Here is a 17,620-nt window from a genome sequence, read left to right on the forward strand (position 1 = left end):
GCCGACGATAGGTCGGCGTGGAGTTATCGTCCGCATATCGATTAGCGCATACGCGGCCACAACGGCTGATATCGAAGACTGATGGGATGATTCCCCTCAGCTTGGACGAAATCGCCTCGTTGGTCGGCGGGAAGGTCGTCGGCGACGGCTCGGTGACCGTGAGCGCGCCGGCAGTGATCGACGGCCGCGAGGCAGACCCGGGCGGCCTCTTCGTCGCGTTCGCCGGTGAGCACACCGACGGCCACGAGTACGCAGCACAGGCCGCCGAGGCCGGCGCCGTCGCCGTGCTCGGATCCCGCCCGACGGCGCTCCCGACGGTCGTCGTCGACGACGCGCAGGCCGCGCTCCAGCGGCTGGCCGCCCACGTCGTCGCGCTGCTGCGCGAGGAGATGACCGTCGTCGCGGTCACCGGTTCCCAGGGCAAGACCAGCACCAAGGACATGATCGAGGCGGTGCTGGCGAGCGCGGCTCCGACCGTCGCGACCTCCGGCTCGTTCAACAACGAGCTCGGCGTACCGCTCACCATGCTGCGCGCCGATGCGACCACGAGGTTCCTCGTCCTGGAGATGGGGGCTCGGCACATCGGCGACATCGCCGAGCTCACTGGCCTGGTCGCGCCGGACATTGCCGTCGTGACCAACGTCGGCCAGGCCCACCTGGGTGAGTTCGGGTCGCGCGAGGCGATCGCTGTGGCCAAGAGCGAGCTGGTGCGGGGGCTGGCGCCCGGCGGCACGGCGGTGCTCCATGCCGACGACCCACGGGTGCTCGCGATGGGTCAGCTCACCGACGGTCCGGTGCTGGCCTTCGGGGCCGGCGAGCGGGCGAGCGTACGCGTGCGCGACCTCGCCCTGGACCGGCTCGGCCGGCCCACCTTCACCCTCCAGCATGCGGGCGCCGAGGCCGTCGTCAGGCTCCCGTTCGTCGGTGCCCATTGGACGCTCAACGCCGCGGCCGCCGCTGCGGCCGGGCTGGCCGCCGGGGTTCCGCTCGAGCAGGCCGCGATCGCGCTGAACACCGCCTCGATCTCGAAGTGGCGCATGGAGCTGCGCGCCCTCGCCAGCGGCGCGACCCTCCTCAACGACTCCTACAACGCCAACCCCGAGTCCACCCGTGCCGGTCTGGACGCGCTCGCCTCGATCGACGCCAGGCGCCGCATCGCCGTGCTCGGCGAGATGCTCGAGCTCGGCGAGGCGAGCCGCGACGCGCACCATGAGATCGGGACGTACGCGGCCACCCGGGCCGACATGGTCCTCACCATCGGCGAGGCGGCCGCCGTCATTGCGGACGGAGCCGGGCAGCGGGCGGTGGCGCTGCCCGACAACGCCGCTGCGATCGACTGGCTGCGCAGCCGCCTCGCGCCCGGCGACGTGGTGCTCGTCAAGGCCTCACGCGGAGCCCGCCTCGACCAGGTCGCCGCGGCGCTGGTCTGAGGTCGGCGGAACGGTTCGCCGACGGCGCCACCACGGCCACGACAGGATCGCGGCGGCGGTGGCGCCGCCCGCGTTGAGGATGACGTCGTCGACCGAGGAGACCCGGCCGAGTGGCAGCAGGTGCTGCAGGACCTCGATCGACACCGAGGCGGCGCCCGCCAGGATCAGGACCCGCCACACCGAGCGGAGCGCCGGGAAGCGGATGGGGCCGAAGAAGCCGAGCGCGGCGAAGATCAGCAGGTTGCCGATCAGTCCGATGGGGCCCATGGTCGACATGTCCTCGAAGGGCACCAGGCTCACGTTGCCCGACAGGATGCCGTTGTTGCCGGGCAAGAGGGTCAGCAGCACACCCGGCACCGTGCCGTAGACGATGGCGACCTCCGCCAGCGAGTGACGCCATGCCCGTGGCCAGGCCACCCCGAAGACCCGGCGCAGCACCGCCAGCACCGGCACCGCCAGCACGGCCACCGGAAAAGCCAGCATGGTCAGCACCACGACTCCGGTCTCCGTCAGCGAGCCTGATTCGTTCACGATCATCCGAGGTTCCCTTCCTTGAACTTCCTGACCGACACCTTCATCGCCTCCGCCGCCTCATGTAGAGGTCGAAGGCTCGGTAGACGATCGGCCTCAGCGGCAGGTCCCACTCGCCGACGTACCTCACCGCCTGCCCGCCGGTGCCGACCTTGAACTGGATCAGGCCAACGTGGGAGTCGTCGGCGGACAGCGTGGGAGTGATCCCGCGCAGGTCGTAGACGTCACAGCCGGCGGCCAGCGAGTCGCGGATCATCGCCCACTGGCAGGCGTTGGAGCCGCGTACGTCCCGCTTCTCCGTGGACGAGGCGCCGTAGACGTACCAGGCGTGGGCGCCGACGCGGACGTAGATCGTCGCAGCCACCAGGTCGCCGTCGTGACGGGCGAGGTAGAGCTTGATGCGCTCCGGGTCCTCGGCGGACAACGCCGCGAACATCTTCTCGAAGTAGGCCCGCGGTCGTGGCGTGAACCCGTCACGCTCGGCGGTGTGGACGTAGAGGTCGTGGAACGCCTTCAAGTCCTCGCCGCCGGCGGAGGTGGTGACCTCGACGCCGGCCTTGGCGGCCTTCTTGATGTTGCGCCGCCAGAGCTGGTTCATCCCGGCGAGCACCTCGTCCTCGGACTGGGCGGTCCCGTCGGGGTGGCGCAGCGGGATCTCGTACGTGAACTGCGGCTGCCCCGCCCCGAACCCGTCCTCGGGGTTCTGCGGGATCCAGCCCGAGTCGCGCAGATAGCGGGTCACCTCGGCGCCGACCGGGTCAGACCGGCCGGGGACGTCGGTGAGCCGTCCCACCTCGGGGTCGGCGATGCCCTCCTTGACCTGCGCGGCGCTCCAGGTGTCGGTGGGCACCGGGGGAGCGACCCGGATCGCGAACGCGCCCTGCGAGCGTAGGTAGGAGACCAGCGGCGGGAACCAGACGGTCAGCCCGCCGGCCCAGTCGATGTCGGGGCCCCATGGCAGGTACGCCAGCGTGTAGCCCAGCCGCGGCACCGGCCGGTGCAGCACCAGCCCGGTCCCGGCGAGCCGGTCGCCGGCGTACCAACCCAGCGACTCGCTGCGCCACTCGGTCTTCACGTCGGCCCAGGCGGGGGTCTGCAGGAAGCTGACCGACCGCCGCGACCGGACATGGTCGAGGTGCTCGGCGGGGCTGATCGGTCGGACAGTGAAGGTCACCGTGCCAGTCAACCCGCGAGGATGTCGTCAGGGCGTATGGCATTTCGGATACGTCGGCGATATGTCATCGACCTAGGATCAGGGCATGCGGGTGCTGGTGGTCGAGGACGAGCCGTTGATGGCTGGAGCGATCCGTGACGGGTTGCGGCTGGAGGCGATCGCCGCTGACATCGCCGGTGACGGCGACACGGCGCTGGAGCTGCTGAGCGTCAACGCCTACGACATCGCCGTGCTCGACCGCGACATCCCCGGGCCCTCCGGCGACGAGGTCGCCAAGCGCATCGTCGCCTCCGGCACCGGGATGCCGATCCTGATGCTCACCGCGGCCGACCGCCTCGACGACAAGGCCTCCGGCTTCGAGCTCGGCGCCGACGACTACCTGACCAAGCCGTTCGAGCTGCGTGAGCTGGTGCTGCGGCTGCGGGCGCTCGACCGGCGGCGGGCCTACAACCGGCCGCCGGTGCGGGAGATCGCCGGCCTGCGGGTCGACCCGTTCCGCCGCGAGGTCTACCGCGACGGTCGCTACGTGGCGCTGACCCGCAAGCAGTTCGCGGTGCTCGAGGTCCTCGCCGCCGCGGAGGGCGGCGTGGTCAGCGCCGAGGAGCTGCTGGAGCGGGCCTGGGACGAGAACGCCGATCCCTTCACCAATGCCGTACGCATCACCGTCTCCGCGCTGCGCAAGCGGCTCGGCGAGCCCGCGATCATCGCGACCGTGCCGGGTGTCGGATACCGGATCGATGTCGATTCCTAGACGCCCGGGGATGAGCGTCAGGCTCAAGCTGACGCTCAGCTATGCCGGGGTCATCGTGGTCACCGGTGTGCTGCTGCTAGCCGTCGTGTGGGTCTTCCTGCTGCGCTACGTCCCTGACGGCGTGTGGCTGGAGGGGCCGCAGGAGCCGGGGAGGCCGAGTGCTCCCTTCGTCCCGAACCGCTCGGACCTGGAGCGTGCCTTCGCCCCGCGGGCGGCCACGATGATGGGCTTCCTCGTCGTGTTCGGGCTGGTCGGAGGCTGGATCCTGGCGGGGCGGATGCTGGCGCCGCTGCGGAAGATCACCGAGGCCACGCGCACGGCGGGCGGCGGATCGCTCTCGCACCGGATCGAGCTCGAGGGCCCTGGCGACGAGTTCCGTGAGCTCGCCGACGGCTTCGACGACATGCTCGCGAAGCTCGAGTCGCAGGTCGCCGAGCAGCAGCGGTTCGCGGCCAACGCGTCCCACGAGCTGCGCACGCCGCTCGCGATCACGCAGACGCTCCTCGACGTGGCGAGCAAGGACCCGAACCGCGACGTCGACGAGCTCCTCGGCCGGCTGCGCCTGATCAACTCCCGCGCGATCGACCTCACCGAGGCCCTGCTCGTGCTCAGCCGAGCCGACCAGCGCTCCTTCGTCCGCGAGCCGGTCGACCTGTCGCTGGTCGCGGAGGAGGCGGTCGAGACGCTGCTGCCGCTGGCCGAGCAGCGGGGCGTGCGGATCGAGACCTCCGGGGACCAGGCGTCGGTCATCGGCTCGCCAGCGTTGTTGCTGCAGGTCGCGACCAACCTGATCCACAACGCGATCGTCCACAACCTGCCCGAGGACGGGTCGGTGTCGGTCACCATCGCCGCCAACGAGCGGAGCGTGGTCCTCACCGTCGCCAACACCGGCGAGGAGCTCTCCCGCGAGCTCGTCGCCACGCTCACCGAGCCGTTCCAGCGAGGCACCCAGCGCATCCACGGCGACCACGCCGGCGTCGGCCTGGGCCTGGCGATCGTCAAGAGCATCACCCGGGCCCATGACGGCAACCTCGCCGTCCTCGCCCGTTCCGGCGGTGGGCTCCGGGTCTCGGTCGAGCTGCCCAGGGCTTCCTGAACCACCGGTCAGCGCGGTTCGGCTCCCGTGCGCAGCAGATCGAGGGTGCGCGGCTCGATCAGCGTGGAGAGGGTGACCACGCTGGTCGAGCGGACGACGGCGTGGGACTGGTCGATGCGGACGAGCACCTCCTGGAGCTTCGCGTGCGACCCGGTCGCCACCTTGCAGAAGACGTCGAAAGAGCCCGTGGTGACGTACGCCTCCAGCACCTCGGGGATGTCGGCGAGATCGCGACGTACGTCCTCGAGGGCTCCCTGGGAGATCTCCAGGGTGACGAACGCCTGCACCGTGTGGCCGGCGGCGGCCGGGTCGACCGTCGGTGCCCAGTCGCGGATCACGCCGGCCTCGGTCATCTTGCGCAGCCGGCTCTGCACAGTGGCGCGGGCGACGCCGGCGACCCGGGAGAGCTCGAGGTCGCCGACTCGCGGATGGGCGTGCAGGGTTTCCAGGAGGGTAATGTCGAGGGCATCGAGGTTCATGGCTCGATGGTAGTCAGATTGCCTAGCAAGGCGTGGTGAACTCTGGTCGAATCTGACAGATTGTCCAGTGCCGAGTGGTCAACTTGTTTGGTGTGACTCGGCCCACTTGACTTGCCCGCATGACGCTTGCAGACACCCTGACCAACCAAGAGAAGCTCGCCGGACTCGGGCTGGCCGAGCTGGAGCAGCTCGTCGGCCTGGTGGCGTACGACGACACCTCCGACCCCTTCCCGGTCACCGGCTGGGACGCGGTCGTGTGGGCTGTCGGCAACGCCACCCAGACCGCCCACTTCTTCCAGAGCGCCTTCGGCATGGAGCTGGTCGCCTACTCCGGTCCCGAGACCGGCAACCGCGACCACCACTCCTACGTGCTGCGCAGCGGGGGAGTGCGGTTCGTGATCAAGGGCGGCGTCGCGCCCGGGAGCGAGATCATCGCCCACCACGCCCGCCACGGTGACGGTGTCATCGACATCGCCCTCGAGGTGCCCGACGTCGACCGCTGCATCGAGCACGCCCGCAAGCAGGGCGCCCGCGTCCTGGAGGAGCCCCACGATGTGAGCGACGAGCACGGCACCGTACGCATCGCCGCCATCGCGACCTACGGCGAGACCCGCCACACGCTGGTCGACCGGTCCGGCTATAACGGCCCCTACCTGCCCGGCTACGTCACCCGCACCTCGACGCTGAAGAAGCCCGAGGGCGCCCCCAAGCGCCTCTTCCAGGCGCTCGACCACGTCGTCGGCAACGTCGAGCTCGGCAAGATGGACGAGTGGGTCGACTTCTACGGTCGCGTCATGGGCTTCACCAACATGGCCGAGTTCATCGGCGACGACATCGCCACCGACTACTCCGCGCTGATGTCGAAGGTCGTCGCCAACGGCAACCACCGGGTGAAGTTCCCGCTCAACGAGCCGGCGATCGCCAAGAAGAAGTCGCAGATCGACGAGTACCTGGAGTTCTACCAGGGCCCCGGCGCCCAGCACCTCGCGCTGGCCACCGGTGACATCCTGGCCACCGTCGACGCGCTGCGCGACGCCGGGATCGAGTTCCTCAACACCCCCGACTCCTACTACGAGGACCCCGAGCTGCGCGCCCGGATCGGTGAGGTACGCGTGCCGATCGAGGATCTGCAGAAGCGCGGCATCCTGGTTGACCGCGACGAGGACGGCTACCTGCTGCAGATCTTCACCAAGCCGATCGGCGACCGCCCCACGGTCTTCTTCGAGCTGATCGAGCGCCACGGCTCCCTCGGCTTCGGCAAGGGCAACTTCAAGGCCCTCTTCGAGGCCATCGAGCGTGAGCAGGAGCGCCGCGGCAACTTCTGACGGGAGTCCCGCCGAGTCGGCTCATCCTGACCGGTTTCCACGCCGAGTCGGCGCGTCTTGACGCGCCGACTCGGCGGCTTTTCTGGTCAGGACGAGCCGACTCGACCGACGGTGTCGCTCGTCAGCCGGCCTGGCTGACGAGGCGGACCGGGGCGTTGCCGGCGCCGTAGCCGTCGTAGCGATCCCGCCGCTCGACGAGCTCGAAGAAGACCTCGCCGACGGTCTCGGTGTAGCAGTGCAGGTACTCACCGTCGGCGTCGCGGTCGTAGAGGAGATCGAGGTCGCGCAGGGTGGCCACGAGGTCGTCGGGCAGGCCGAAGCGGGCGACGAGGTCGTCGTAGTAGTTGCCCGGGACCTTCAGCGGCCGCAGCCCGCGCGCGCGGGCGGCCGCGACGACGCCGATGACGTCGGGGCAGGCGAGCGCGATGTGCTGTGCCTGGCCCTGCTGCCCGTTCGGGAGCAGGTTGAGCGGAAGGCGGACGCCCCCGGCCGGCGAGCTCATCACCTGGCTGCGGACGAGACCGGACGGACCGGCGACCTCCTGGGTCGGCTGAGGCGTCAGTGAGAGCACGCTGGTGTAGAAGAGGACCGCCTCGTCGAAGCTGTGCCAGGGCTGGACCAGGTTGACGTGGTCGATCCGGGCGCCGCGACCGGAGCTCGAGACCCCGCCGTCGAACTCGCCGATCCAGTCCTCCGCGTGCGAGAGGAAGACCTCAGTGCCGTCGGGGGAGGTGAAGGCGCGCAGGGCCTGCTCGCCGGCGTACGTCCGGCGATGGACCGGCGGCGCCATCAGCCGGGCGGCGCGCTCGGCGGCCGGGTCCGAGTCGGCGACGTCGAAGCCGACGGCCGCGATGCGCGGCTCGGGGGAGGCGCTGGGCACGTCGTTGCACACGACGCGCGCTGCGCCCCAGGTCCACAGGCGCACCTGCTTGCTGCGGTGGCGGCCGCCGAAGTCGAAGCCGAGCTGCTCGAGCAGCACCTCGACGCCGGAGGTGTCCGGTGCCTTGACCTCGACGAAGTCGAAGGCCTCGGGCGCGGCCACCTGGGGCAGGCGGGGGAGCGGGCGCACGTCGCGGCCGGCCTCGTCGCCGAGCAGGTCGGCGGTGCGGTCGGCGAGCCAGCGCAGCGAACGCTGGGCCTGGCGGGCGGTGCGTACCGGATCGGTCTGGCGGAAGGTGTCGTTGAAGACCTCCAGCGACAGCGGGCCGTCATAGCCAGCGCGCAGCACGTGACCGAGGAAGGCCGGCAGGTCGAAGCTGCCCTCGCCGGGGAAGAGCCGGTGGTGACGGCTCCAGGACAGCACGTCCATGCTGAGCGCCGGAGCGTCGGCGAGCTGCAGGAAGAAGATCTTCTCGGCCGGGATCTCCTCGATCTGCTTGGGGTCGTGGCCGCGCGAGAGGATGTGGAAGCTGTCCAGGCAGATCCCGACGTTGGGGTGGTCGGCGAGCTCGACGATCCGCCACGAGCGCCGGTAGTCGTCGACGAACCGCCCCCAGGCGAGCGCCTCGTAGGCGAGCCGGATGTCGTACGTCGCAGCCAGATCACCCAGCCGCCGCAGCTGCCCCGCGGAGACCTCGTCGTCGTCGACGGTCGCGGTGCCGACGTTGCTGCAGACCAGCATCAGGTCGATGCCGAGCCGGTTCATCAGCCGGAACTTCGCCTCGGCGCGGTGCAGCACGTCGCCGAAGGCGGTCTCGTCGACTCCCTCGGCGTCGCGGAAGGGCTGGTAGAGGTCGAGGGTGAGCCCGAGCCGGTCGGCGAGCGCCCGGATCTCCTCGGGGGACTGGGGTGCGGCGATGAGGTCGGGCTCGAAGATCTCGATCGCGTCGAAGCCGGCTTCGGCCGCGGCGTACATCTTCTGGACCAGTCCGCTGCTGAGGCAGACCGTGGCGATCGAGGTGCGCATGGTTCTCCGTTCGTCGCTAATGTACGAAACGGTACATACATTGTTCCGCGTTGGGAAGCCGGTCGTGCTCTAGGCTCGGGGCATGGTTCAGTCGCGTGATGCCGAACGCACCCGGTCCGAGCTGCTCGACGTCGCGACCGAGATCTTCTCGGAGCAGGGCTACTCGGGGGCCCGGGTCGACGAGATCGCCGAGCGCACCCGCACCACGAAGCGGATGATCTACTACTACTTCGGCGGTAAGGAGGGGCTCTTCCTGGCTGTGCTCGAGGCTGCCTACCGCCGGATCCGAGAGCTCGAGCAGAGCCTGCACGCCGGTGATCTCGAGCCGGTCGACGCGATCCGCCGTATCGCCGAGCTCACCTTCGACCACCACGTCAACCATCCCGACTTCATCCGCCTCGTGTCCGTCGAGAACATCCACCGTGGCCGGCACCTGGAGAAGGTCGAGTCGCTGCGCGAGCTCGGCGCCCCGGCTGCCACCGTCCTCGACGAGGTCCTCGCTCGCGGTCGCGCCTCCGGTGAGCTGCGCGCCGACGTCGACGCCATCGACGTGCACATGATGATCAGCTCCTATTGCGTCTTCCAGGTCGCCAACAGCGCCACCTTCGGCTACCTCTTCGGCCGCGACATGCTCGCTCCGGACGTGCGGGAGCGCCATCGCCGCATCCTCGGCGACATCGTCGTCGGCTGGCTCACCGCTCGCTGACGCACACCCCTGAAGAGCCCGTCCCCGCGCCGCGGGGACGGGCTCTTTGCCGTGCGGGGGTTGACGACTCGGGGCCGGATGTGATCCCCTTCACTCTCGTAACGTACTAGTTCGTACATTAAGGATCGCCTAGATGAAGTCTTCGTTTCTTGTCGGCCTGATCGGCGCGGGCGTCGGACCCTCGCTGAGTCCGGCGCTGCACATGCGCGAAGGGTTCGAGCACGGGTTGTCGTACGTCTACAAGACGCTCGACATCACCGAGCTGGGGATTCCGGCCGAAGGCGTGGGCGACCTGGTGAGGGAGGCGCGGCGACTCGGCTTCGACGCGCTCAACATCACCCACCCGTGCAAGGAGCTCGTGATCGAGCACCTCGACCGGCTCGACGAGACCGCGGCGCGGCTGGGTGCGGTCAACACCGTCGTCTTCACCGACGAGGGGGCGGTCGGCTACAACACCGACACGACCGGCTTCGGCCACGCGCTGCGTACCGGGATGCCGGGGGCCCCGCTCGGCACCGTCGTGCAGCTCGGCGCTGGAGGGGCGGGCTCGGCCGTCGCTCATGCACTCGTGAGCCAGGGCGTCGACAACCTGGTCATCGCCGACATGGACCTCGACCGTGCCCAGGCGCGGGTCGAGGAGATCCGGCGTCACCACCCGGAGAGCACCGTCGAGGCGAGCCATGTCGACAAGCTGCCGGCGCTCCTGCCCGACGCCGACGGACTGGTCAACTGCACCCCGGTCGGCATGGCCGACCACCCCGGTACGCCGCTGGAGACGAGCCTCCTGCGTCCCGAGCTGTGGGTGGCGGACATCGTCTACCGGCCTCTGGACACCGCGCTGCTGCAGGCGGCGCGTGAGGCCGGCTGCCGGACGCTGCACGGAGGCCACATGGCGGTCTACCAGGCCGTCGACGCCTTCCGGCTGATCACCGGCATCGAACCCGATGCCGAGCGGATGCTCGCCCACCTGCGCGAGCTGGCTGCGGCCGGCTGACCCCCAGAAATTCGAAGAGCCAGAAAACACCACCCCCCACCCGTCCGCGGTCAGGAACCGCGGGCCTACCCGAGGAGGACCCGATGGCGGGACCTGACACCGAGAACCAAGAAGGCAAGACCCCGGTACGGGCCGCGCTGGCCAGCTTCATGGGCAGTGCCGTCGAGTACTACGACTTCTTCGTCTTCGGCTCTGCCGCGGCGCTGATCTTTCCGCACGTCTTCTTCCCCAGCACCGGCGACGCCGCGCTGGTGATGTCGTTCGCGACGTTCGCCTTCGCGTACGTCGCCCGCCCGGTCGGCGCGGTCTTCGTCGGTCACTTCGGTGACCGGATCGGCCGCCGGAAGGTGCTGCTCTTCACGCTCCTGCTGATGGGTGGCGGCACGTTCCTGATCGGCTGTCTGCCGACGTACGACCAGGCCGGCTGGATCGCGCCGGCACTGCTGGTCTTCTGCCGGCTGCTGCAGGGGCTCTCGGCCGCGGGCGAGCAGGCCGGCGCCAGCTCGCTCACGCTCGAGCACGCCCCCGACGACAAGCGCTCGTTCTACACGTCCTGGACGCTCACCGGCACCCAGGGCGGCCAGATCCTGGCCGCGCTGGTCTTCATCCCGGTCGTCGCGCTGCCCGACGACATCAAGTACGGCATCGGCTGGCGGATCCCGTTCTGGCTCTCCGCGATCGTGGTCGTGGTGGCCTTCTTCATCCGCAGCCGCCTCAACGAGACCCCGGAGTTCGAGGAGGCCAAGGCCAACAACGAGGTCGCGAAGCTGCCCCTCGCGGTGCTGCTGCGTGACCACTGGGTCGACGTGCTGCGCGTCATCTGCTGCGCCTTCATCGCGGCCGTCTCCACCGTCTTCGGTAACCTGGCCATCGCCTACGGTGTCGAGGTCGGCATGGTCGACTCGATCACGCTGTGGCTGGTCGTCGCGGCCAACGTCGTCGCGCTGTTCACCCAGCCGATGTTCGGCCGGCTCGCGGACCGGATCGGGCGCAAGCCCGTCTTCATCTACGGCGCCGTGGCCAGTGCGGTGATGATGCCCTTCTACCTGCTCTCGATGAGCCAGGGCAACGAGCTGCTCGTCTTCGCGCTCGCGATCGTCACCTTCTCCTTCGGCTATGCGGCCGCGAACGCGACCTGGCCGTCGTTCTACGGCGAGATGTTCTCGACCCCGGTGCGCTTCTCCGGCGTCGCGATCGGCACCCAGATCGGCTTCATGCTGGCCGGGTTCACCCCGTCGATCGTCACCGCTCTGGGTGGCGTGCAGGAGGGTGGCTGGGTCGTCACCGCGGGCTACACGGCGGTCGTCTGCCTCGTCGCGTCGGTCGCGGCCCTGACCGCCCGCGAGACCAAGGACGTACGCACCGCCGACCTCGGCCTGCGGCCGACCCGGTCACCGCAGGGCGCGGCGGCCTGACACTGATCCCCGCCGAGTCGGCGCGTCATGACGCGCCGACTCGGCGGGTTTTCTGGTCAGGACGAGCCGACTCGGCGGGTTTGAGTCGGCGGGCGGGTCATCGCCCGCGGCGGTGGCGGTTGCGGCGGCGTACGACGTCCTTCAGGTCGGCGACCGGGCCCAGGTGACCCAGCTTCTCGGGGTTGGTGACCGACCGGATCCGCTGGATCTGGCCGTCGAGGATGTCGAGGGTCCAGGTGCCGAGGATGGCGCCGTCGGCGTCGTGCAGGATGGCGCCCGGCTCGCCGTTGAGCTCGCGCTGCTCCAGGCGGGCACCGATGGCGAGCAGCGGCGGCACGGCCGCGACCAGGATGCGCGCGGCCTTCTCCGCGCCGAACCGACCGCCGACGCCACCGGCGACACCGCCACCGTCGTTGACCGTCTCCACATCGGCCGCCAGCAGCGCCTGGAGCCGGTCGACGTCACCGTCGCGCAGTGCCTCGAAGAACCGGCTGGAGAGCTCGGCGCGCTTGCGCCGGTCGGCCTCGAACCGTGGCTTGCCCTCGTCCATGTGGCGCCGTGCCCGGGAGGCGAGTTGACGGCAGGCTGCCTCGGAACGGTCGACCGCGGTGGCGATGTCGGCGAAGCCGAAGTGGAAGACCTCGCGCAGCACGAAGACCGCCCGCTCTAGCGGGCTGAGCCGCTCGAGCAGCAGCAGCGCCGCCATCGACACCGAGTCGGCCAGCTCCGTCGCGCGTTCCGGGCTGGCGTAGAGGCCCGCATGCTCGTCGACGTGGGTGTCGGTCGGCAGCGGCTCGGGGAACCACGGCCCGACGTACGTCTCCCGCCGCACGCGCGCGGAGCGCAGCACGTCGAGGGAGATCCGGGTGACCACGGTCGACAGGTAGGCCTTGAGCGAGTCGGGCTCGGTCGAGGTCGCCTCCAGCCGGAGCCAGGTCTCTTGCACCGCGTCCTCCGCCTCGCTCACGCTGCCGAGGATCCGGTAGGCGATCGAGAACAGCAGTGGGCGCAGCTCCTCGAACTCGATCTCGGTCTCAGGTGTCACGGTGGTCCTCCCTCAGGTCAACATCTTCCACCCGCGGGACGAGACGGCGCCCCGGACTGTGACATCGACCGTGGGACCGGCCTAGCCGTTGGCGGTCAGGAAGGCGTCCAGATCCTCGAGGTCGTCGGTGTTGATGTGATCGACGCCGGCTGCGAGCAGCTCGGACCAGACCGCCTCACGCGCGGGGCCGTCGTTGTCCGGCGTCGCCCAGAAGCGCACCCGGTAGCCCTGGGCATGAGCGTGGTCGACGATCTCGTGGAGCTTGCGGCGCTCGGTCTCCGGCATCGGACCGATGCCCTGCCAGGCGAAGACCTTGGTCCAGTTGTCGCTGACCAGCGGCATGAGCGAGGCCGGCATGCCGGAGTGGAGGTCGGTCATCCGGCCGTCGTAGAAGCTGAACCGCTCGGTCGCCCTCCGCATCGTCTCCAGCGGCCGGTCACCACTGATGACCGCCTCGACCGGACCGTCCTTGACGATGCCGTTCTCATAGCGGGTGAAGAGCTCCTCGTAGTCTCCGAGCTCCTTCTCGATCGCCGCGTAGGTCGCCTCGCCGGTGTTCTTGATGTCGATCAGGAGCTGGAAGGTGCCGTCGTAGCCGGGGTAGACGTCGCGTCCCTTGCCCTTGACGAGCTTCTTGAGCGGGGCGAGGTAGAGGCCTTCCAGCGTGCGCGCCGGGTCGAGATCCTCCGCGTCGTGCGCCACCAGGAGCTCGCCGTCGATCAGCCACACGTCGGCCTCGACGCTCGTGAAGCCGTGCTCCAGCGCGTCGAGCAGCGGACGCTCGTGCTCGTAGTCGTTGTGAGCATGCGCCTGCGCGTGCGGCGTACCGAGGTCGGCGGAGGGGCGCGCGGAGTCGGTCGAGCTCGCCGTGGCGGCGGTGGGGGAGAGGAACGCCGCCGCGGCGAGCACCGCGGTCAGCGACCGGACGAAGGTACGCATCAGGATCTCTTTCGGTGAGGGTGCCCCTCAACCTGGCCGAGCCGCGTGATCCCGTGGCGACCGCCGTACGTCCCCTGCCTGAACTCCTCTCGAAGGCTCAGCCGAGGCAGACGAATGCCGCCAGGCCGGCGTAGGCGAGGTTCACGACGCCCCGGAAGACGACACCTCCGATGGTGTCGCCGGGACGGGTCGCTCCCGAGGTGTGGCGGAGGTCGTCGAGGTGGACCAGCGTGTAGGCGAGGAACATCGCCACCGCCACGCCGGCCGCCCAGGAGCGGGTGGCCGGGACCAGCAGGCCGACCCCGATGACCACCTCGGCGACCCCGGAGGCGTACACCGTCAGCCGCTTGGCCGGCCACCACTCCGGGACCAGCGGCTCCACCTTGCCGGGGGTGACCAGATGGGCCACCCCGACGACGAGCAGGAGCGCGGCCAGGAGCCAGGCGACGACGGTGACCGCGAGACTCACAGGCTGGGCTCCTTCAGTAGCGGCGTGACGGCCGCTGCCTGCACCCGTCCGGCGCGTGAACGGTCCTTGAGCCCGAACGCGGATCCGGGGCGACGTGCCTCCATCGACATCACCCAGATCGTGCTGCGGCAGACGAGCTCCTTCACCTTCGCCGCGGGCATGCCACGGAGGCGGGCGCCCACGGCGGAGTCGTCGCGGCGGGCGAAGTTCACCAGGCCGAGCCCGCGGCCGATACTGATGCACTGACCCACGAAGCCGATGCTCACCGGCTTCGGCGTCGCTCCGGCGAGTCGTGTGAGCACCGTGTCCGCGGCCAGCGGCCCGAGCTGGTTGGCGGCCTGGCAGCTCATCCGGTACGCCAGACCGGACGGCGCTGCAGCGTCGCCGGTCGCGACGATCCGGTCGTCGTCGACGCTGGTCAGCGTCTCGTCGGTGACCAGTCGGCCGGCTTCGTCGGTGGACAGCCCGCTGCGGCGCGCCAGGTCCGGGGTGGTGAACCCGGCGGTCCAGATCGTCACCGAGCTGGTCAGCTCGCGGCCGTTGTCGAGGCGTACCCGGCCATCGAGCACCTCCGCCACCCGGGCGCCCTCGACGATGCCGACGCCGAGCCGCCGCAGGGCGCGCTCGGCATCGGCGCGGCCCTTCTCGTGCAGCCACGGACCGAGCCGGTCTCCGCAGATCAGAGCCACGTTCCGGCCTGCCTCGGCGAGCTCGGAGGAGACCTCGATGCCGGTCGGCCCGCCGCCGACGACGACCACCGGCGCGTCGGCCGGCGTCGCGTCGAGCACGGCCCGCAGTCGGGTCGACTCCTCGAAGGTGGCGATCCCGAAGGCGTGCTCCTCGGCCCCCGGCACCGACGTCGTACCGGTGCTGCCGACGGCGTAGACCAGATAGTCGTACCCCACCTCGCTCCCGTCCTCGAGAGCGACCGTCCGCGCTGCCGGCGAGATCGAGGACACGGTGCCGACGAGCAGCCGCACCCGCGGGCTGAGCACGTCGGCGTAGGCCACCACGGCGTCGTCGGACCCGGTGGCCAGCTGGTGGAGTCGGATCCGCTCCACGAAGTGGTCGCGCGGGTTGACGAGGGTGATCGTGATGTCGTCGCGCTTGGTGAGCCGGTTGGCGGCCATCACGCCGGCGTACCCACCGCCGACGACCACGACGCGGCTCCTGCTGATCGCTTCTTGGTTGCTCATACCCCAAGGACACCGGCCCCGCGAGGTTTGTGACACCAGGGGTGTGAAGCCGAAAGCGAGCCACAGGCACTCTCAGCTTCACACCCCCTCGGCACGGTCAGGAGACAGTGATGGTGAACCTCGCCGTCGAGCCGTCGGAGGCCGTGATCCTGCCGCGATACGTCCCCGGGGAGTCGTACGCATGAGCAGCCGTCACCGCATAGACCCCGGCAGCGTGGAGCGAATCCCGGGATTCAGACGCGGCGAACCGTGCGGGGACCGGAGCCGATCCGTCCCCGAAGTCGACCGTCGCGGTGAGCGGGGCAGTCAGCGACGAGCCACCGGTGCCGTCCGCGTCGTCGACCTCGTCGACGGTGACCGTGGTCCCGTCCGTCTTGGTCCCCGGGGCGGCGAGCAGTCCGACCGACACCGATCCGACCGACCTTGCCGACACCGCTGCATCGGTCCCGGCCAGCTCCGTCGACCAGGCGATCTGCGGCCCGTCGTAGAAGTTGGTGCCGGCGGCAGCCAGTCGCGGGCCGACCGAGGCGAGCCGCGCCGCGAAGTCAGACGGCGAGCGCAGCGACTCGGCGGTCCAGCCGGTCTCCCCGTGCGCGAGGACGCGTGGGAAGATCATGAACTCGGCCTGGTCGACGCCCCGGATCGTCTCGGACCACAGCGGCGCCTCGGTGCCGAGAATGTGCTCGTCCCCGACGCCCGCGATGACCTCCTGCGGGCTCCAGTCGTAGTAGTGCGCGACGTCGCAGTCGCCCGAGCACGCCCAGGACAGCCCGATCGGCGTCTTCGGGTGATACTTCATGTCGAGGTAGGACATGTTGCCCGGCGAGACGAGCAGCTTGGCGCCGTCCTCGATGACGGCGCGCTTCGCGTGCTCGGTCGTGCCGGCCCAGTACTGAACACCATCACCGGCGCTGAGCCCGGACTCGGCGTACTCGTTCCACCCGATCGTCTTCTTCCCGAGTCCGTGGACGATCGCGAGCGCCCGCTCGACGAATGCCACGTAGCCTTCGTGACCGTAGCGCTGCGTCATCGCATGCGACTCGTCGCCGCCGACGTGCAGGAACTCGGACGGGGTGAGCGCAGCGAGCTGCGAGAAGACGTGCTCGATGAACGTGTAGGTCGCCTCGGAGGTCGGATCGAGGTAGGAGTAGCCGACGTCGATGGTCCCGTTGTGTGGCGCCACCGGCTCGTCCTCGGTCGCCGGGTGGCTCGACCCGGCGGTGTTGAGCTGCGGGATCGCGGCCAGGGCGGCATTCGTGTGGCCGGGGATGTCGATCTCGGGGATGATCTCGATCTCGCGCTCGGCGGCATACCTCACCAGCGAGCGGTAGTCGTCCTGGGTGTAGAACCCGGTGTGACCGTCGGCGCTCTGATACGGATTGCCGAGCACCGCGGTCGCGCTCGAGACCCGGGTCAGCGCCGTGTAGTCGATGTCGTCACCGGGCGCTCGTCCGGAGTTGGTGATCTCGATCCGCCACCCCTGGTCGTCGGCCAGGTGCATGTGCAGCACCGAGATCTTGGCCGCTGAGGCGGCGTCGATGACCTGTTTGACCTCGTCGACCTCGAGGAAGGAGCGAGCGACGTCGAGCATGATCCCGCGATAGCCGAACCGCGGCGCGTCCAGGATCGAGACGGCCGGCACCGTCCAGTCGGTGTTCACCCGGACGGTCGAGGAGGCAAACGCCGGCATCAGCTGACGCAGCGTCTGGGTGCCGTTGAACAGCCCGTGGCGACTCGCCCCGGTGACCTTGACCCCGTGGGCCGTCGAGGAGATCTTGTACGCCTCCGGGTTGCCCTCGACCTCGCCGAACCCGGCCTGGGGATCGATGGTCAGGACGACATCGCGACGAGTCGGCCTGCCGGCGACGACCGGGAGGTCGAAGCCGGTCGCCGGGCGCAGCTCGGCGGCCATGAGAACGCCGACCTCGTCGGCGTCAGTGCCACGGGCGACGATCCGAGCCCGCTCGGTCAGGACGAAACCGGGCCCGTCCTTCGCGCTCACGCGGAGCGGCTTCGGCACCAGACCGGGCACCGGTGTCTCCGCCGTGCTCAGGCGCTCGGCACGGGGCTGAGCCGTGGCGGGTGACGTAGTCGACGCGGCGATGAGCATCGTGGCGAGGCCGACTGCCAACGCCGTTGTCATAATTTGGATGGTGCCTGAACG

At 69.9% G+C, this 17,620-nt stretch carries 16 protein-coding genes; 7 read left to right on the forward strand and 9 right to left on the reverse strand.

What is annotated here, in order from left to right:
- Window positions 1-101: 101 nt before the first annotated feature.
- Window positions 102-1,430 carry a UDP-N-acetylmuramoyl-tripeptide--D-alanyl-D-alanine ligase gene (locus tag ABTX24_RS01685; RefSeq protein WP_350836958.1) on the forward strand — a complete coding sequence of 443 codons (1,329 nt, stop codon included), beginning with the start codon at window positions 102-104 and terminating at the stop codon, window positions 1,428-1,430.
- Here the strand turns inward: ABTX24_RS01685 and ABTX24_RS01690 are convergent.
- On the reverse strand, window positions 1,386-1,967 hold the full coding sequence (locus ABTX24_RS01690; RefSeq protein ID WP_160024059.1) for a VanZ family protein: 582 nt from the start codon (window positions 1,965-1,967) through the stop codon (window positions 1,386-1,388). The genes ABTX24_RS01685 and ABTX24_RS01690 overlap by 45 nt on opposite strands.
- A 37-nt stretch (window positions 1,968-2,004) precedes the next feature.
- On the reverse strand, window positions 2,005-3,135 hold the full coding sequence (locus ABTX24_RS01695) for a lipid II:glycine glycyltransferase FemX (RefSeq protein ID WP_350836960.1): 1,131 nt from the start codon (window positions 3,133-3,135) through the stop codon (window positions 2,005-2,007).
- An 85-nt stretch (window positions 3,136-3,220) separates the two neighbouring features.
- Here ABTX24_RS01695 and ABTX24_RS01700 point away from each other — a divergent pair, with 85 nt between their 5' ends.
- Both ABTX24_RS01700 and ABTX24_RS01705 read left to right on the forward strand, forming a co-directional pair.
- The gene (locus ABTX24_RS01700) at window positions 3,221-3,886 is read left to right on the forward strand and encodes a response regulator transcription factor (RefSeq protein WP_141804182.1); all 666 of its coding nucleotides are present in this window, start codon (window positions 3,221-3,223) and stop codon (window positions 3,884-3,886) included.
- A gap of 10 nt (window positions 3,887-3,896) precedes the next feature.
- The gene (locus tag ABTX24_RS01705) at window positions 3,897-4,982 is read left to right on the forward strand and encodes a sensor histidine kinase (protein ID WP_350836962.1); all 1,086 of its coding nucleotides are present in this window, start codon (window positions 3,897-3,899) and stop codon (window positions 4,980-4,982) included.
- Between the two features lie 8 nt (window positions 4,983-4,990).
- Here ABTX24_RS01705 and ABTX24_RS01710 read toward each other — a convergent pair whose 3' ends face one another.
- Window positions 4,991-5,461, reverse strand: coding sequence for an Lrp/AsnC family transcriptional regulator (locus tag ABTX24_RS01710; RefSeq protein ID WP_350836964.1), 471 nt, complete (start codon window positions 5,459-5,461; stop codon window positions 4,991-4,993).
- A gap of 119 nt (window positions 5,462-5,580) precedes the next feature.
- Between ABTX24_RS01710 and hppD the strand changes: the two genes are divergently transcribed.
- Window positions 5,581-6,786: a 4-hydroxyphenylpyruvate dioxygenase gene (gene hppD / locus ABTX24_RS01715; protein WP_350836966.1), complete on the forward strand. Its 1,206-nt coding sequence runs from the start codon at window positions 5,581-5,583 to the stop codon at window positions 6,784-6,786.
- 121 nt (window positions 6,787-6,907) lie between these two features.
- Here hppD and ABTX24_RS01720 read toward each other — a convergent pair whose 3' ends face one another.
- Window positions 6,908-8,692, reverse strand: coding sequence for a bifunctional sugar phosphate isomerase/epimerase/4-hydroxyphenylpyruvate dioxygenase family protein (locus tag ABTX24_RS01720; RefSeq protein ID WP_350836968.1), 1,785 nt, complete (start codon window positions 8,690-8,692; stop codon window positions 6,908-6,910).
- Between the two features lie 82 nt (window positions 8,693-8,774).
- Here ABTX24_RS01720 and ABTX24_RS01725 point away from each other — a divergent pair, with 82 nt between their 5' ends.
- From ABTX24_RS01725 to ABTX24_RS01735, 3 genes are all read left to right on the forward strand, one after another.
- The gene (locus ABTX24_RS01725) at window positions 8,775-9,398 is read left to right on the forward strand and encodes a TetR/AcrR family transcriptional regulator (RefSeq protein ID WP_160024052.1); all 624 of its coding nucleotides are present in this window, start codon (window positions 8,775-8,777) and stop codon (window positions 9,396-9,398) included.
- Between the two features lie 133 nt (window positions 9,399-9,531).
- Window positions 9,532-10,392, forward strand: coding sequence for a shikimate dehydrogenase (locus ABTX24_RS01730; protein WP_350836970.1), 861 nt, complete (start codon window positions 9,532-9,534; stop codon window positions 10,390-10,392).
- 83 nt (window positions 10,393-10,475) lie between these two features.
- A complete protein-coding gene (locus tag ABTX24_RS01735) occupies window positions 10,476-11,807 on the forward strand; it encodes an MFS transporter (RefSeq protein WP_350720521.1) in 1,332 nt (443 codons plus the stop codon).
- 97 nt (window positions 11,808-11,904) lie between these two features.
- Here ABTX24_RS01735 and ABTX24_RS01740 read toward each other — a convergent pair whose 3' ends face one another.
- The 5 genes from ABTX24_RS01740 to ABTX24_RS01760 all read right to left on the reverse strand — a co-directional run bounded on the left by ABTX24_RS01740 (window position 11,905) and on the right by ABTX24_RS01760 (window position 17,599).
- Window positions 11,905-12,852 carry an RNA polymerase sigma-70 factor gene (locus ABTX24_RS01740; protein WP_350836972.1) on the reverse strand — a complete coding sequence of 316 codons (948 nt, stop codon included), beginning with the start codon at window positions 12,850-12,852 and terminating at the stop codon, window positions 11,905-11,907.
- Between the two features lie 81 nt (window positions 12,853-12,933).
- Window positions 12,934-13,791: a phosphatidylinositol-specific phospholipase C/glycerophosphodiester phosphodiesterase family protein gene (locus tag ABTX24_RS01745; protein ID WP_350836974.1), complete on the reverse strand. Its 858-nt coding sequence runs from the start codon at window positions 13,789-13,791 to the stop codon at window positions 12,934-12,936.
- Between the two features lie 97 nt (window positions 13,792-13,888).
- Window positions 13,889-14,260: a DoxX family protein gene (locus ABTX24_RS01750; RefSeq protein WP_350836976.1), complete on the reverse strand. Its 372-nt coding sequence runs from the start codon at window positions 14,258-14,260 to the stop codon at window positions 13,889-13,891.
- Entirely contained in the window at window positions 14,257-15,456 is a 1,200-nt protein-coding gene (locus tag ABTX24_RS01755) for an NAD(P)/FAD-dependent oxidoreductase (RefSeq protein WP_350836978.1), read from the reverse strand. Before ABTX24_RS01755 ends, ABTX24_RS01750 begins: the two co-directional genes overlap by 4 nt.
- A gap of 97 nt (window positions 15,457-15,553) precedes the next feature.
- Window positions 15,554-17,599: a family 20 glycosylhydrolase gene (locus tag ABTX24_RS01760; protein ID WP_350836980.1), complete on the reverse strand. Its 2,046-nt coding sequence runs from the start codon at window positions 17,597-17,599 to the stop codon at window positions 15,554-15,556.
- Between the last annotated feature and the right edge of the window lie 21 nt (window positions 17,600-17,620).

The organism is Nocardioides sp. NPDC127514 (assembly GCF_040302125.1).
Classification (GTDB): domain Bacteria; phylum Actinomycetota; class Actinomycetes; order Propionibacteriales; family Nocardioidaceae; genus Nocardioides.